Origin of the sequence: Acinetobacter sp. NIPH 1852 (assembly GCF_022549455.1) — a bacterium.
In the GTDB taxonomy this organism is placed as follows: Bacteria; Pseudomonadota; Gammaproteobacteria; order Pseudomonadales; family Moraxellaceae; genus Acinetobacter.
This window is the reverse complement of sequence record NZ_JAKZGG010000002.1, coordinates 149,929-164,987: the sequence shown is the minus strand read 5'-3', so window position 1 is coordinate 164,987 and position 15,059 is coordinate 149,929. Positions and strand designations below refer to the sequence as shown.

General features: G+C 38.7%; 14 protein-coding genes. 10 read left to right on the top strand and 4 right to left on the bottom strand.

Going from position 1 to position 15,059, the window contains the following annotated elements; all coding sequences use genetic code 11:
- The first annotated feature begins 242 nt into the window (after positions 1 to 242).
- A complete protein-coding gene (locus MMO38_RS02460) occupies positions 243 to 1,331 on the top strand; it encodes a porin (protein ID WP_241322411.1) in 1,089 nt (362 codons plus the stop codon).
- 614 nt (positions 1,332 to 1,945) lie between these two features.
- Here MMO38_RS02460 and MMO38_RS02455 read toward each other — a convergent pair.
- Positions 1,946 to 2,542: a YidB family protein gene (locus MMO38_RS02455; protein ID WP_005197018.1), complete on the bottom strand. Its 597-nt coding sequence runs from the start codon at positions 2,540 to 2,542 to the stop codon at positions 1,946 to 1,948.
- A 147-nt stretch (positions 2,543 to 2,689) separates the two neighbouring features.
- Positions 2,690 to 3,151, bottom strand: coding sequence for a DUF6231 family protein (locus MMO38_RS02450; protein ID WP_004671040.1), 462 nt, complete (start codon positions 3,149 to 3,151; stop codon positions 2,690 to 2,692).
- Between the two features lie 38 nt (positions 3,152 to 3,189).
- On the opposite strand from MMO38_RS02450, the gene MMO38_RS02445 reads away from it, so the two are divergent.
- Positions 3,190 to 4,059 carry a DUF2797 domain-containing protein gene (locus tag MMO38_RS02445; protein WP_005197019.1) on the top strand — a complete coding sequence of 290 codons (870 nt, stop codon included), beginning with the start codon at positions 3,190 to 3,192 and terminating at the stop codon, positions 4,057 to 4,059.
- Positions 4,060 to 4,096: 37 nt separating this feature from the next.
- Here the strand turns inward: MMO38_RS02445 and lpxB are convergent, their stop codons facing one another.
- Positions 4,097 to 5,275 carry a lipid-A-disaccharide synthase gene (lpxB, locus tag MMO38_RS02440; RefSeq protein WP_241322410.1) on the bottom strand — a complete coding sequence of 393 codons (1,179 nt, stop codon included), beginning with the start codon at positions 5,273 to 5,275 and terminating at the stop codon, positions 4,097 to 4,099.
- Positions 5,276 to 5,521: 246 nt separating this feature from the next.
- Here lpxB and MMO38_RS02435 point away from each other — a divergent pair, with 246 nt between their 5' ends.
- The 8 genes from MMO38_RS02435 (at position 5,522) to MMO38_RS02400 (ending at position 14,177) form a co-directional block, all read left to right on the top strand.
- The gene (locus MMO38_RS02435; RefSeq protein WP_241322409.1) at positions 5,522 to 5,815 is read left to right on the top strand and encodes a hypothetical protein; all 294 of its coding nucleotides are present in this window, start codon (positions 5,522 to 5,524) and stop codon (positions 5,813 to 5,815) included.
- Position 5,816: 1 nt separating this feature from the next.
- The gene (locus tag MMO38_RS02430; RefSeq protein WP_241322408.1) at positions 5,817 to 7,373 is read left to right on the top strand and encodes a PepSY-associated TM helix domain-containing protein; all 1,557 of its coding nucleotides are present in this window, start codon (positions 5,817 to 5,819) and stop codon (positions 7,371 to 7,373) included.
- Positions 7,370 to 7,666: a DUF1634 domain-containing protein gene (locus MMO38_RS02425; RefSeq protein WP_241322407.1), complete on the top strand. Its 297-nt coding sequence runs from the start codon at positions 7,370 to 7,372 to the stop codon at positions 7,664 to 7,666. The genes MMO38_RS02430 and MMO38_RS02425 overlap by 4 nt, the downstream gene beginning before the upstream one ends.
- A 116-nt stretch (positions 7,667 to 7,782) precedes the next feature.
- Positions 7,783 to 8,670 (top strand): sulfite exporter TauE/SafE family protein, encoded by an 888-nt coding sequence (locus tag MMO38_RS02420; RefSeq protein ID WP_241322406.1) that lies wholly within the window; start codon positions 7,783 to 7,785, stop codon positions 8,668 to 8,670.
- A 118-nt stretch (positions 8,671 to 8,788) separates the two neighbouring features.
- Complete coding sequence (locus tag MMO38_RS02415; protein ID WP_004671025.1) at positions 8,789 to 9,880, top strand: 3-deoxy-7-phosphoheptulonate synthase; 1,092 nt, start codon at positions 8,789 to 8,791, stop codon at positions 9,878 to 9,880.
- A 127-nt stretch (positions 9,881 to 10,007) separates the two neighbouring features.
- Entirely contained in the window at positions 10,008 to 10,523 is a 516-nt protein-coding gene (locus MMO38_RS02410) for a hypothetical protein (RefSeq protein ID WP_241322405.1), read from the top strand.
- Positions 10,524 to 10,598: 75 nt separating this feature from the next.
- Positions 10,599 to 12,710 (top strand): TonB-dependent receptor, encoded by a 2,112-nt coding sequence (locus tag MMO38_RS02405; protein ID WP_241322404.1) that lies wholly within the window; start codon positions 10,599 to 10,601, stop codon positions 12,708 to 12,710.
- A gap of 3 nt (positions 12,711 to 12,713) precedes the next feature.
- Positions 12,714 to 14,177 carry a PepSY domain-containing protein gene (locus tag MMO38_RS02400; RefSeq protein WP_241322403.1) on the top strand — a complete coding sequence of 488 codons (1,464 nt, stop codon included), beginning with the start codon at positions 12,714 to 12,716 and terminating at the stop codon, positions 14,175 to 14,177.
- 65 nt (positions 14,178 to 14,242) lie between these two features.
- Here MMO38_RS02400 and MMO38_RS02395 read toward each other — a convergent pair whose 3' ends face one another.
- Entirely contained in the window at positions 14,243 to 14,986 is a 744-nt protein-coding gene (locus tag MMO38_RS02395) for an adenosylcobinamide-GDP ribazoletransferase (protein WP_241322402.1), read from the bottom strand.
- Positions 14,987 to 15,059: the final 73 nt, after the last annotated feature.

The window sequence follows — 15,059 nt, the reverse complement described above, 5'->3', positions numbered from 1 at the left end:
TCTTAAACGGAGCAATGACTCCGTTTTTTTGTTTTTGTAATTATATAAAAATCAATAAGAAACAAAATTATCATTCCATATAAATCGTCACCAAACTGTCATTTTTCTTTCACTTCTCTGTAACAAAGTTTGTCGATACTGCATACAAGTTAGTGAGCTATGTAACTTTTTGTACACGAGCAAACTTATAACAGTAACTAAGGCAACTGCCATTTACAAAAAAGTGTTTTGGAGAAATCTCAATGAAAAAATTGCTTCTTGCTGCTACTGTAGCAACATTAGCCATGAATGCAGCGCAAGCAGCACCAACATTGTATGGTAAGCTCAATGTGACGCTCGATCAAATCGATAAGAATGGCTTTAAAGACGAAAGCGTAACAAAAGTAAATTCAAACGCTTCTCGTATCGGTATCAAGGGTGAAGAAAAATTAACAGACAATCTTTCAGCAGTTTACTTAATTGAATGGCAAATCAATGCAGATGGTGACGGTGATCAATCTTTTACTAACCGTAACCGCTTTATTGGTCTTAAATCAGATGGCGTGGGTACATTAAAAGTTGGTCAATACGACTCTTACTTCAAAACTGCAGCGGGCAATAACCAAGATATCTATAACGATCACAACGAACTTGATATGACCGCTATTTTGGCTGGTGAAGATCGTTTAAAAAATGTGATCGGCTTTGAAACTGATAAAAAATTGTTAGGCGGCTTGGCTTTCAACATCATGTTCCAACAAGGTGAAGAATCTTCTGCTAAAGAAAATGCAGCTAATGGTTATAAAGGTAGTCGTGATGGTTTTGGTGACGGCGTTTCTACTTCGATCACTTATGAGAATAAAGACTACGGCTTTGCTGCTGCGGTAGCAGGTAACTACGGTATCGCATCTAAATATGGTGCTTATAGCTTATCTGGTATCTATACCGATGCAATCCGTGTAACTGGTTCACTTGATTTCACTAAGTTAGGTCTTGATGGGTTTGTATTGGGTGCTTTATGGCAAACAGCTCAACCAACAGATGACACTGTTACAACAACAAGCGGTTCTGATGTAACATCATATAAAGGTTTACAAGAAGATGCGTATGGCGTAACTGCAGCGTACAAGATCCCTTCTACACCGATCAAGTTAAAAGCGCAGTATATCTCTGCAACAACAGAATCAAATGGTCGTGATGATCGTAAACAAGATCTTTATGGTCTTGGTGCAGACTATCAAATCAACAAACAAGCACGTTTCTATGGCGTAGTTGGCCAACAAAAACGTGATTGGTTAGTGAAAGATGATAAGAAAACAACTATTGGTTTAGGTATGGAATATAACTTCTAATTTGAAGATTATTTTCTAATAAACTAAAAGGGCTTGATGCCCTTTTAGTTTTAGGTTGAAAAAAGAAAAATCGTGGCTAGGCTATTCACACAAACAATCAGAACAAAAAAACCATCATAAAAATCTAAAGAAACTATATTTCCTTAGAACGAAATAAATTAAAAGTATGATCAATAATGTAATCGAGAAAAACAACCAAATTGCCCCATTTAATTGTGCATTCCCCCAAATATTATTTTCTACGGTGAATCTCACTTCTTTGTATAATGATGGTAAAAATAAAAGGGATAAGGTAGAGGAAAATATTAATAGCTTTTGTCGAAACTCTTTAATAAAAACAGCGACCAAAATCAAGATTGGTAAAGCGATAATGAAATAGATAAAGAATATTAAGAAAAAACCAACTCCTGAACCTGATACGCTCATTTAATTTCCCCGAAAAGATAATTTCTAGATGCCTATTTATTCACAAATCACTAAGTCGCTATTTAATAAAACCATCTATTGTCTTTACATCTACGGGTTTCATCTAATTAACATGTGATTCAAATTATAAAAGGAATAAAGCCCATATTTACATGAGCTTTATTCCTTGTTTTTATTACACTTATAATTTATTTCTTTAAAAACCCACTCACAATATTCATCACATTTTGAATATCATTATTCGCTTCTTGAGGACTCGTACTAGAACCTTGTGGAGTTAAAGAATCAATCACTTGTGGTAAAACCGATGCAATTGCGCCATAAATCGCTTGTTTAGGGGCTTGTGTTTGCTGTGCAACCTGCTCTACATCTTGATCATCAAACAAACTCTGCATATTTTGAGTCGGTATATCCGTATTATTCGGTTGATTAGGATCAACCCAACTTTGTACTTGATTGGTTAAACCCGCATTTTTAAGTTTATCCAGTGCGCCTTGTAAACCACCTTGCTTTTGAATCCAAGCAAGTACCAATGGCAACACAACGATAAGAAGACTTTGCGGATTATTACGGTTAGACGAAGTTGTTCCACCACTCAATTGGCCAAGTACCGAACCTAAAACACCACCCAAACCACCTTGTTGGTTTTGCGTATTTTGTTGTTGTCCTCCAACTTGGCTCAGTACTGATCCAAGTATGCCACCCAAACCGCCTTGTCCTGATTGTTGCTGACCGCCTAAAGCTTGTTTTGCTAACATTTCAACAATATTGCTTAAATCTGTCATGGCTTACACGTTCCTTTTGGAATTATTTATTCCAAAAGCATACGCTGCTTTGAAAGCCCAGAACAAAATTGAATTGTTAAATTTTGCAAGGGCTTGCAGTTAACCTAGACTAAATCTCTATCTTTGAAAACAGAGACATTTTTAGATTTACCAGCGGAATTTATTCCAGTTTTCAGGATTCGCCCAAAACTTGGAATTAAACCAATCAGGCACATGTTTATAGGTCAAAATATTAAATTGCCACAAAGCAAAATCGTTATCATGTGTGGTCTTGTCGATCAATTGAGTAAAGCCTAGCGAACGAAGTAATCTTTCGTCATCTAATTGACTCACGACTACGATACGTTTTGCCATTAAATCACGCAATTTGACAAGCAACTGCGCTTTTTGTGTTTGGCTGACGTTTTGCATCTCTACGGTATTAAAAAATACAAAACCTAAATCATAGCGCTGCGTAAATGGCAGACTTAGAAAGTCAGTTACGTTAAAATAATGCCATTGAATGGACGCATTTTGGTCAATCTGTTGACCAATACAAAGTGCAGTATGTATGGGCTGTTCTTTAGATAAATCGTCTAGCATAGAAGTGATGACATTTTGTTCAGCCATAACTGCAACCCTTGATTGAGAAAGATGAGAGTTTATTAATGGAACTACAAGGCATTTGTCATAAAATGCATGCAGCGCTCAAAACGCATAGTGTAACTGATCAACCAATACACAAGGCAAATGTTGAATATAAATTTATATTGGATCGTTCAGAAACTGATCTACCATTTGTGTTGGGTCAAGAACTAGAGATCGAATGGACAGGCAATATTTTCTGTACATCATGTGGTGCTAAAACACCTAAATCCTATTCCCAAGGTCATTGTTTCAAGTGTTTCAAGACCAAGGCAGAATGTGATCTTTGTATTATGAAACCTGAAACTTGTCATTATCATCTTGGAACTTGTCGTGAAGATGATTTTGCACACAATGTTTGTTTCCAACCACATATTGTTTATTTGGCCAATTCAAGTGCGCTAAAAATCGGTATTACACGTATCGTCAATATGCCAACACGATGGTTAGATCAAGGTGCGACTCAAGCACTGCCGATCATGAAAGTTGGTTCTCGCCGTTTATCTGGTCATTTAGAGACGCTGATTGCCAGTCAAGTCGCAGATAAGACGGATTGGCGAAAGTTGCTTAAAGGCGAAGCCGAACCTTTAAATTTGATTGAGCAACGTGATCAAATCATTGAAGAGTTTGCACCAAAAATTCAAAGCATTCGCGAAGAGTTTAATCAAAATCTTGAGTTTGATGAAGGCTTAGAATTTTTAGAAAACGAAGCTCAACGTGAGTTTATTTACCCTGTTGATCATTATCCTGAAAAGATAAAATCACTGAACCTCGATAAAACCCCAAAAATTCGTGGTGTTTTACAAGGCATTAAAGGTCAGTATTTATTACTGGATATTGGCGTGATCAATATCCGTAAATATACGGGGTATGAACTTATCCTTCGTGCATAAGTAAAAAGGTGGCATCTAAGCCACCTTTTTATTCTTTTTAATCAGCTTCTAAGCATTTCAAAATGGCTTGCACTGGGTCTTCAGTATTTCCAGAGATTAACTGCTTATGCATACTCAAGTGTTGCATCATTTGAATATGTGCCGTTTCATGATCCATCAATTTTTCAATCTCAGTCGCAAGCTGTTTTGGCGTTGCATCGGATTGGATCAATTCTTCTATCACCTTTTTACCCGCAATAATATTGGGCAATGCGTAATATGGAATTTTGACGAGAAACTTGGCAATCATATAGGTAAGCCAATGCAGTTTATAAAAAGTCACCATTGGACGATGCAGCAACATCGCCTCAAGTGTGGCTGTGCCTGATGCAAGTGCCACAATATCACTGGCACTCATCACCATACGGCCGATCTTTGATTCATTATCGGTATTTTCTAAAACATGAATCTTGGCTTTTAAGCTGATATCCAAGTTTTGGATACCTTGCTCAATCTGCTGTTTTCTTGCATCGTTAATCGCTGGGATCAAAAATTCAAGCTCAGGATGTTTACGATGTAAGATTTCGGCTGCACCAGTGAGTAAAGGCAATAAACGTTCAATTTCACCGCGACGGCTACCCGGCAATAGAGCAATATGCATTTTATGTGCAGATAAACCAAGCTGATGTTTTGCTTCTATAATTGGATTTTTTAAAGGCAATTGCTTTGCCAATGGGTGACCAACAAAGGCGGCTGCAACATCATAGTTTTCATAAAAGGTTTTTTCAAATGGGAATAAACACAGCACTAAATCAATACTTCGCTTGATGCTATGGACACGTCCCTGACGCCATGCCCACACTGATGGGCTCACATATTGAACAGTTTTTATCGGTAAGTTCTTTTCTTTTATCGTTTTCGATAAGCGTAAATTAAAATCTGGTGCATCTATCCCAATAAAAATATCTACAGGTTGTTCAGTCCAACGCTCAACCAAGCCATCACGTACAGCAAAGAGTTTTTTTAGGTCTTTTAAAACTTCAACAATGCCCATGACCGATAATATTTCCATTGGATAAAAACTATGGAAACCCTCGGCAATCATTTGTGGACCACCAATCCCTTCAAATTCAGCATCAATACCTTGTTCACGAAAACTGCGCATGAGTTTTACACCCAACGTGTCTCCAGAAACTTCCCCCACTACAATGCCAATTTTTAGTTTTTGCTTTAACAAGACTAACGCCCCATTCAAAAGTTTAAAAGATTCTAACAGAATGATTTTACATCGAATCACAGCAAACAATGTAATTTGTTCATGATTAGTGAAGATCATTTTAATCTAATAAATCATTAATTGGGTGAATGAGCATCTAGATTTGCGATAAATCAGCAATTGCTTGCGTTGTATATAAACATTAATATAAACAAGAATCATTTACATGTGTGATTTTCTCTCCTTCTGCTATTTCTAAGTACATTTATGGCTAAATCCACTTCCCTAACATTTGCCTACCGACTGAGTGTGTTCTATCGCTTTACATTTATATTCGTGCTTGGCTATTTAGCAATGATGTATTTGAGTTTAAGCCTAACGACACTATTCAGCTATTTTCTAGATAAAGCAGAAGCAATTTTTCTCGCGGCATTTATCTCGATTTTGTTTTATTTACTCTTTGTTATTGTTGGATTTTGTTTCAACTCATTATTGAAGTTGACATTGCTCAGTTTGGCTTTGGTGGGACTCTTGTTTGGCTTATCTGCGGGTTTAAATTAAAATGCAAAATAAAGGCGTCCGCCAATCAATGACATGGTTACATGCTTGGACTGGCTTGGTTTTTGGATGGCTTTTGTTTGCCATTTTTTTGATGGGAACGAGTTCGTATTATCGTCATCACATAAATTTGTGGATGCAGCCGCAACTTGCACAATATCAAGTGAATCAAGATGTGGCGATAGGCACTGCGACTGATTATTTAGAAAAAAATGCGGCAGATGCGAAGTCATGGTATATCGGCATTGCCAATCCTGAGCAGCCTGTAAATAAAATTTATTGGGAAAAGGCAGATGGTGGCTATGAAAGTCGTAACTTGGATATTAATACTGGGCAAGAATTAAAATTATCAGCAACACAAGGTGGAGAATTTTTCTATCGTTTCCATTACCAACTTTATGGGATGCCGATCCTCATCGGTCGACTGATTGCGTGTTTGGCCGCATTTATCATGCTGATTGCTTTGGTTTCAGGCATTATTACCCACAAAAAAATCATTACTGATTTCTTTACCTTTAGAACCTTTAAATCACAACGCTCTTGGCTCGATTTTCATAATGTGTCTTCTGTTGTGGCACTGCCTTTTTTCCTTACCATTACTTTTACAGGTTTAGCGATATTCTTTTATCTGTATCTACCCTTAGGTATGAAAAAATTATATCCAGATAATCCATATCAATATTTCACTGAAATCAGAACAGTGAACCAAAGCAATGGCAATAATGCAGCACCTAAACCCGCTGAAACAGTTTCAATTGCAACCCTCCTCACCCAAGTACGGCAACAATGGGGAGATCAAGCGCTTGCAACGATCGAAGCAAAAAATCTAAATACAGATCAAGCAACCATTACATTTAAACAATTGGAAGATCGATCAATCACCTTAAATCAAGCGCAAATTAGCTTTGACGGTACAGGTAAAATTCTTGCAGATACTCGAAACAATAGTGCGGTAGCGACCCTAAACTTTGGTGTTTATAGCCTACATATGGCAACTTTTGCACAGCCTGCGCTGCGATTTGCTTTCTTCCTGTCAGGGCTTCTTGGTTGTTTAATGATTGCTTCTGGTTTGTTGTTATGGAGCTTAAAACGTCAGATTCAAAATAAATCAAATCAGTTCCATTTTGGCTACTACTTGGTTGATCGCTTGAATGTTGCTGCATTTGTTGGTTTGCCTATTGCAATGCTTGGCTATCTTTTTGCCAACCGATTGGTGCATCTAACAGAAACCATGCCTAACTATGAGATTTATACGTTTTTCATTGTTTGGGCACTGAGCTTCATTATTGCACTTATAACGAAACAACAATATTTATGGAAATCACAGATTCTCATTTTTGGATTGCTCGCAATTGCTTTGCCTATATATAACTTGCTTTATCTAACTCACCATCGGCTCATTTCAGATCTACAAAGCTATTGGCCTTTTTTGCGGATTGATTTATTTCTGATCACTTGTGCACTCTTTGCTGTATTTATTTATCGAAATATTCAACCTATTCAAGCCAAAGCGCACAATAAATTGAAAGCGAAACTTGACCGAAAAGAGACAAAAAAATGATGTTATTTGCACTTATCCTGATTGGCTTAGGCATGACGTTATTATATCAATGCAGTGATAAAGCGATCCGCAAAATTAAACCGAAGCGTCAACCATTCGTACAGCGCTTTCGGTTACAGCTAAGAATGTGTGCTTTTTTGTGTTTTTTCTTGGCAGGTGCTTTGCTGTGTTTAATCTACGGGTCTTCAATCGGTTTTGTAGGATGGTGGATCTTTGCCACACCGCTGACTTTTTTTGTGATTTTGACCGTGAATGATTTAAGCAATCAGCCACGTAAAAGTCATAAAAGTTAGAATTTGCAATATTCCTTTAGCATTTTTTTGCATAAGGAAATCACTATTCATCACAACGAGTTAGCTAAAAAAGAAATAAGATATGCTGTTTTTTGCATAATTTAGGCATATCGTCGATGTTTGGTCCAATGGAATTTATTTTAGCTGGTGTACTGGTTGGTTTCTGCGTTGGAATCACGGGTGTCGGCGGTGGTTCATTGATGACACCGATTTTAATCAGCTTATTTAAGATTGAACCGCATATTGCCATTGGTACAGATTTACTCTACGCCTCGATTTCAAAATTTTGTGGTTCATTGGTTCATGCCAAAAAACTAAATATTGTATGGCCGATTGTCCTTTGGTTAGCATTGGGCAGTATCCCTGCCTCTTTCGCTACTTCTTGGGTGTTAGAACATTATTTGAGTCAATCCGCACACTATAAACCAGTATTGACCATGGTTTTAGGGGTGATGTTGACTTTGACGGGTATATCAATCGTTTTCCGTGCTCAAATTGAAAAGTTCTTCGATCGTTTTAGAAATCGTGAACAAGCCAATATGGAAAGCGAACAACATGCCCTACAGCATAAACGCCGATATATTGTATTTATGGGCATTATTTTAGGCGTGTTGGTGACATTATCCTCCGTCGGTGCAGGTGCTTTCGGCATCATGGCATTAGTGATCATGTTCCCCAACTTACCGATGATTCGAATCATTGGTTCTGATGTTGTCCATGCGGTACTGCTGACTGCTGTCGCTGGTTTGAGCCACATGTCTTCTGGCAATGTCGACTTCAGCTTATTGATGTGGTTATTGGTTGGCTCTATTCCTGCGATTATTGTGGGAACATTGATCAGCTCGCATTTACCTGAACGATTTATCCGCAAAATATTAGGAATCACGCTATTTGCATTGGGTATAAATTTCATTATTAACCCTGTAAAAGAGAAACCGAAACCTGTTGAAACAACCCAAGTGGTTCTGATTCAGCAAACAACTCATTCTACAACAATAGTTTAAGTGTTAAATAGCCGATTGTTTATACATAAATGATGCGAATCGCTAGTTAATCAATCAGCTTTTCGTGCTATATTCGTAGACAAATTAACCTCTTCTTTCGATTGAATTTGTGACAGCAATGAATACTCTACAGTCAAATCCAGTTTCTCAGCCAGATATCGACGACGTTAACATTAAAAGCATTCAGACTTTGATTACTCCAGCAGAACTTAAAAGTGACCTTCCTTTATCAGAAGTTGCCTATCGAACTGTACTTAATGGGCGTAACACGGTTCGTAATATTTTAGATGGTAATGATAAGCGCTTGTTTGTCGTGATCGGGCCTTGTTCTATTCACGATACCAAAGCTGCGCATGAATACGCAGATCGCTTGAAAGTGCTCAGTGAAAAAGTAAAAGATACTTTATATATCGTGATGCGTGTTTACTTTGAAAAGCCACGTACGACTGTGGGCTGGAAAGGTTTGATTAACGATCCTGATATGAATGACTCTTTCAATATTGAAAAAGGCTTGCATATTGGTCGTGGGCTTTTGCTTGAATTGAATGAAAAAGGCTTACCATGTGCGACTGAAGCACTTGATCCAAACTCTCCTCAATACTATCAAGACTTAATTTCTTGGTCTGCAATTGGTGCACGTACTACAGAAAGCCAAACACATCGTGAAATGTCTTCGGGCTTGTCATCACCTGTGGGCTTCAAAAATGGTACTGATGGTGGTTTAACGGTTGCAACCAATGCGATGCAATCCGTAAAACATGGTCACAGCTTCTTAGGCTTAAATGAAAGTGGTCAAGTTGCGATCATCAATACCAAAGGTAATCCATACGCGCATGTGGTTTTACGTGGTGGTAATGGCAAACCGAACTATGATGCAACTTCTGTTGCTGAAGCTGAAGCAGCTTTAGCCAAAGCGAAAGTCAGCACTAAAATCATGATCGATACCAGTCATGCTAACTCAAACAAAGACCCGTATTTACAACCATTGGTTTTGAAAAACATCACAGAGCAAATTCTTGATGGCAACAAATCAATCGTGGGTATCATGGTTGAGAGTCACTTAAAAGGTGGACGTCAAGACATCCCTGAAAATCTGTGTGACCTCGTATATGGTCAATCTGTAACAGATGGATGTATTGATTGGGAAACCACTGAAAAAGCATTGTTAGAAATGCATGAAGCGTTAAAAGACGTTTTACCAAATCGTTAATCTTTGAATAGATCAAAAACAGGCTCTCATGAGCCTGTTTTTATTTTTGATAGATCAACTATGTTTTGAACTGTAACATTTTTTTAATTATACTGCTGCCACATTCCCCCTGCGACGTATCGCCGATATGAAGCCCAGTTTCCGTCAACATATGCACAAGTGGCGTACCTTATTGGGTATGATAACTTTGCTTTGTTTACTCTGGCATATCTTGTTACCAACGATGGTACATACAGGCGTCGTACCTGCACTTTATGCAATGCCATCCCATTGCCAAGTCACAGAAATTCAAAAAGTCACACTGTTATCGACACAAGTACACAGCAACGATCATAGTGAACATCACCACCATACGATGCAGCAGCATAATCATCACCTTGATCATGCTCAACACGGTTCACAGCTCAGTGAATATGCACAACAAGTCTATGCACTTGCCAGCCAGATTATGAAGCATTGCCCACTGTGTACCTATGGTTTAGATGCAGCCGCAATTATTCCATTGCTTGGCTTGATTATCATTTTCTTATTGGCTTGGTTTAGTCGTGTACGCTGTTTGTGCCATGCGTGGTCACAGGATCTGTATATTCCACGTATTTTCTATATTTCCCCCCTTAAACACGCTCCGCCAGTCGCTCTATAAATCGCAAACTTTTACATTCGTATCCAGTTCATCACTGCGATACAGCTCGTTTAATGCTTTTATAGAGTTTTAAAAATGACGACTTATTTTCGTTTGTCAGTCTTAACGGCTGCCTGCCTGTCTGTGACATACAGTTCATTGGCCATTGCTGAAGAAAATCCTGCACAAGATACCAAAACCTTAGCGACTATTGTGGTTACAGCAAGTCGTGAGGGTGAATCTCTCAATAATACCCCTGCTGCGATTAGCCAAATTACCAGCCAAACATTAGCCGATAAAAATGCCACTTTTATTGGGCAATTGGTCAATCAAACCCCTGGGGTATTGATGAATGACTTGGGTAATGAACAACATATGATGTCGATTCGACAACCGATGACCACCGCAGCGGTTTATCAGTATTTAGAAGATGGTATTTCAGTTCGACCTGTTGGGGTATTTAACCACAATGCACTCTATGAACTTAATCTTGCGGGAATTGATCGTATTGAAATCTTACGTGGTCCAGCCAGTAGCTTATATGGAAGTAATGCTATTGGCGGCACGATTAACTTTCTAACCAAAGCACCAAGTGCAACACCGACTGCTGAAATCGGTATACTTTCAAGTACGGAAGGTTATCGCCGTCTGGATCTAGGTGCTTCAAATACATTTGATACTGAATCTGGTGAACATGGTCTACGGTTGTCTGGATACGCAAGTGATCGTGGCGATAGTTGGCAAGATCATGCCGAAAGCAATAAACAAAGTCTCACCCTTCGGCATGATTGGCGCATTTCTGATGCCACACAAATCAAAAATATTGCCAGCTATAATCATCTAAAAGCAGACATGACTGGAAGCGTGAATGCCAAAGATTTTAGTGAACGTCCAGGTTATAGTTACCAGACATTTACCTATCGTGAAGTCGACTCTACTCGTTTATCTTCACAGATTAGCCATGCGTGGAATGATCTCAATCAATCTCAAGCAACGTTATATTATCGAGACAACACCACCGAACAAAACCCAAGTTATAGCATTCGTACTGATATGCGAAATGGTGTGCCTACAGGAACTTATACGGGCCAAACCACTTACAATCAGTTCAAATCTTATGGTCTAAATTTGCAACACGCCAAAAGCTTTGATCAAGTGAAGTGGATTGTCGGTGCGATGGCAGAACATACACCAAACACAGCAAAAACTAATGATATTGAAGTGTTTCGTGATCCGGAAACACGTATTTATACAGGTTTTAAACCACGAAAATTATTACGTGACTTCAATGTTGATGTCGATAACCAAGCCATTTACACCCAAGTCAATTGGCAAACATTCGATAACTTAAATCTAGTCGCTGGTGCTCGCTACGACTGGATTAAATATGACTATCAGAATAATTTAACGCCATCAAATGTTACGGGTGCACCGAACGAAACACGTCGCTTCCATAAAGCCAGCCCACAACTTGGCTTTATTTGGAATGCACATCCGCTATTGGATATCTATAGCAACTGGTCACAAGGTTTTGTACCACCAGAAATAAGCAGTTTATACGGTGCAAACTTAGTGACACCAAATTTGTCTGAAGCAACCTTTAACAATATGGATCTTGGTATACGCTTCAAACTTTTTGATGAACGTTTAGATGGTGAAATTACGCTTTATCGCTTAGATGGAGAGGATGAAGTCATTAACTATACTAAACCTGACAATACCCGCGAACCACGGAATGCAGGTAAAACACGACATCAAGGCATTGAAATTGGTGGAACGTGGAATATTACGGATCACTACGATCAGCGTTTGAAACTATCCGGAAGTTGGGCGAAACATGAATTTAAGCAATTTCAGCCATCAGCAAGCTTAAATTATAATGGCAATCGTATGCCAAGCGCTCCAAAGGCATTTGGTACAGTTGAATATCAAATTAAACCCTTTCCTGAGTTGTTGTTATCCGCTGAAGGTGTTTACGTCGGATCATACTGGATCAATGATGCCAATACTGAAAAATATGATGGGCATACCGTATTAAATCTACGCGCAACCTATCGCCGCAATGCTTATGAAATCTATGGTCATATCATCAATGCCGCAGACGCGCATTATGCTGAAAGTACCTCATTTAGTAATAACCAAGCGAGCTTTACCCCTGCTGCACCGCGTACCTATTTATTAGGTTTACGTTATCATTTTGGGAAATAAGCCATGAATGCCAACCAACTCAAAAAGCTACTGAGCTTTCATCGTAGCCTTGGAATGGTGTTGGGCATTTTGGTTCTATTTTGGGCTTTAACAGGTGTGTTGCATCCAATTATGAGTGCAACACAACCGCAGCCTTTGAAACGAATGCCTCCACCGCAACAACTAGATTTAAACAATGCTTTACCAGCAAAAACGGTCTTAGAGCAAAATCAGATCAAGCAATTTTCTGCACTTCAAACCATTCAAATAAATGCCGATCAAACGGCATATCGGGTATTGGGCACAGGCCAAAATATTGCTGAATATTACGATGCTCATTCGGGTCATCGTATTGAAGATGCAGAATCACAAGATGCCAAACGTTTAGCCGTTTGGTATACAGGTCTCGCTGAGGAACGTATTGTTTTCGCACAACTCGTTACAGAGTTTAGTGATGATTATCCGAGTGTAAATCGCTTATTGCCTATCTGGCGTGTTGATTTTGATCAAGGTTTACGTGCCTATGTTGATCCTAGTCATGCACGACTTGCCACGATTTCAAATGACCAAAAGATGTGGATGGCACGGATTTTCCGCTTAGGTCATACATGGACGTGGAATAATCAGCAATGGTTTGGTCAAACACTTTTGATGCAGTTTGCTCTGATTGGTATACTCGTCATCACGTGTATGGGAATCGGACTGTTTTTCAAAATTCATAACCGAAAAAACCATCGTTTACGTCAGAAACCAGTTCGATTTCTACATCGCTATTTAGGTATCAGTCTGAGTGTATTTATTTTACTTTGGGTGATCAGTGGTTTTTACCATCTTTGGCAAAAGAAGCCCGAGATCAAAAATATTCAGCCTATTTTCAAGACACAAGATTTAGATCAAACGTCGTGGCAACTAGCAACAGCTCAGTCAATACAACGATTACACCTCGTACCTATTTCATTTAGTCAAGATCAAACACGAGCTGCATGGATGATTCAACTCATCGGTAAAAAAGACATGCAAGGCAGTATGACCGCAGCCAAAGAACATGATCATCATGGTCAGAGTAAAAATCAGACACCTGCGATCCAATGGATTGATGCTGAACAAGCCAAACCCGTTGACGTGCTTGAGCAAAGTAAACAGCTCGCCGCCGATTATCTCAATGTACCGATAGAAAGAATTGGGCAAAGTTCATGGATTACCAGCTTTGGCGGGGAATACGGCTTTATCAATAAACGTCTTCCAGTGATTAAAATTGATACCCATTTAAACGATCAATTACGACTCTATATCGAGCCAAGTAGCGGTGTAATCGCGGCAAAATTCACGGCACAGGATGCACTCGAAGGCAAAAGTTTTACTTATTTGCATAAGTGGAGTTGGTTACCGATTGATAAAATTGTTCGTGATATCTTATTAGGTTTAATCGCTACATTGATTGCTATTTTGGTGATACTAGGCTTCTGTGCCTACCGTAAAAAAAGATAATGTTTTTTTGATCCTCTCACGAACAATGAGAGGATCAATATCTCTCGAGATTCAATTTCATGAGTCTAAGACAGATAGAAAAATGTAATCAGAAAACTGATCAAGACACCCATCTCTGATAACTCAATCGAAGCACCAATCGTATCACCCGTAATCCCACCAATCCTTTCAATAAACTTCGCACGTAGATAAAACAACAGCAGTAAAAATATTGCTAGGCAGAGAATGCCAGACCACCCAAACATACAAAGAAATGACAATGTAATGACAAATACCATCCATGCCGCCGTTTTTGGGATCAGATCAGCAATAGAACGCCCTAAACCTTGTTTTCGGACATAGCTTGTAGTTAGGAAAAGAAATAAAGCCGCACTTCGCCCAATTGCAGGGACAATAATCAAAATCGTAGATAATTGTTGTTCTAATAACACATAAATAGCGACAAATTTAAGCAAGCAAAGCATGATCAAACTTAAAACACCGATAGGCCCACATGCTGGGTCTTTCATAATTTTAAGTGTACGTTCAGGATCACCGAAACCACCGACCCATGCATCTGCGGTATCTGCTAATCCATCGAGATGTAATCCGCCAGTCAGCCAAATCCACAATACGAGGATAATACTTGCCAGCAATAAGGTTGGCAGTTTGAATAGCAATATTGAACATGCAAATAAAACTAAACCAATCAATAGTCCAATGAAAGGATAAAACAAAATGGCTTGTGCATTTTGTTGTGCGGTTGGTATATTTTTTAATTGAATCGGTAAAACAGTTAAAAATTGCAAGGCAATCCAAAAAGGTGTCATGCTAGAAATCTCAGCCAAGCTATATCTTTTATTCACCCATTATGAAGAAATAAAAATGGGAATAGCAAGCCTA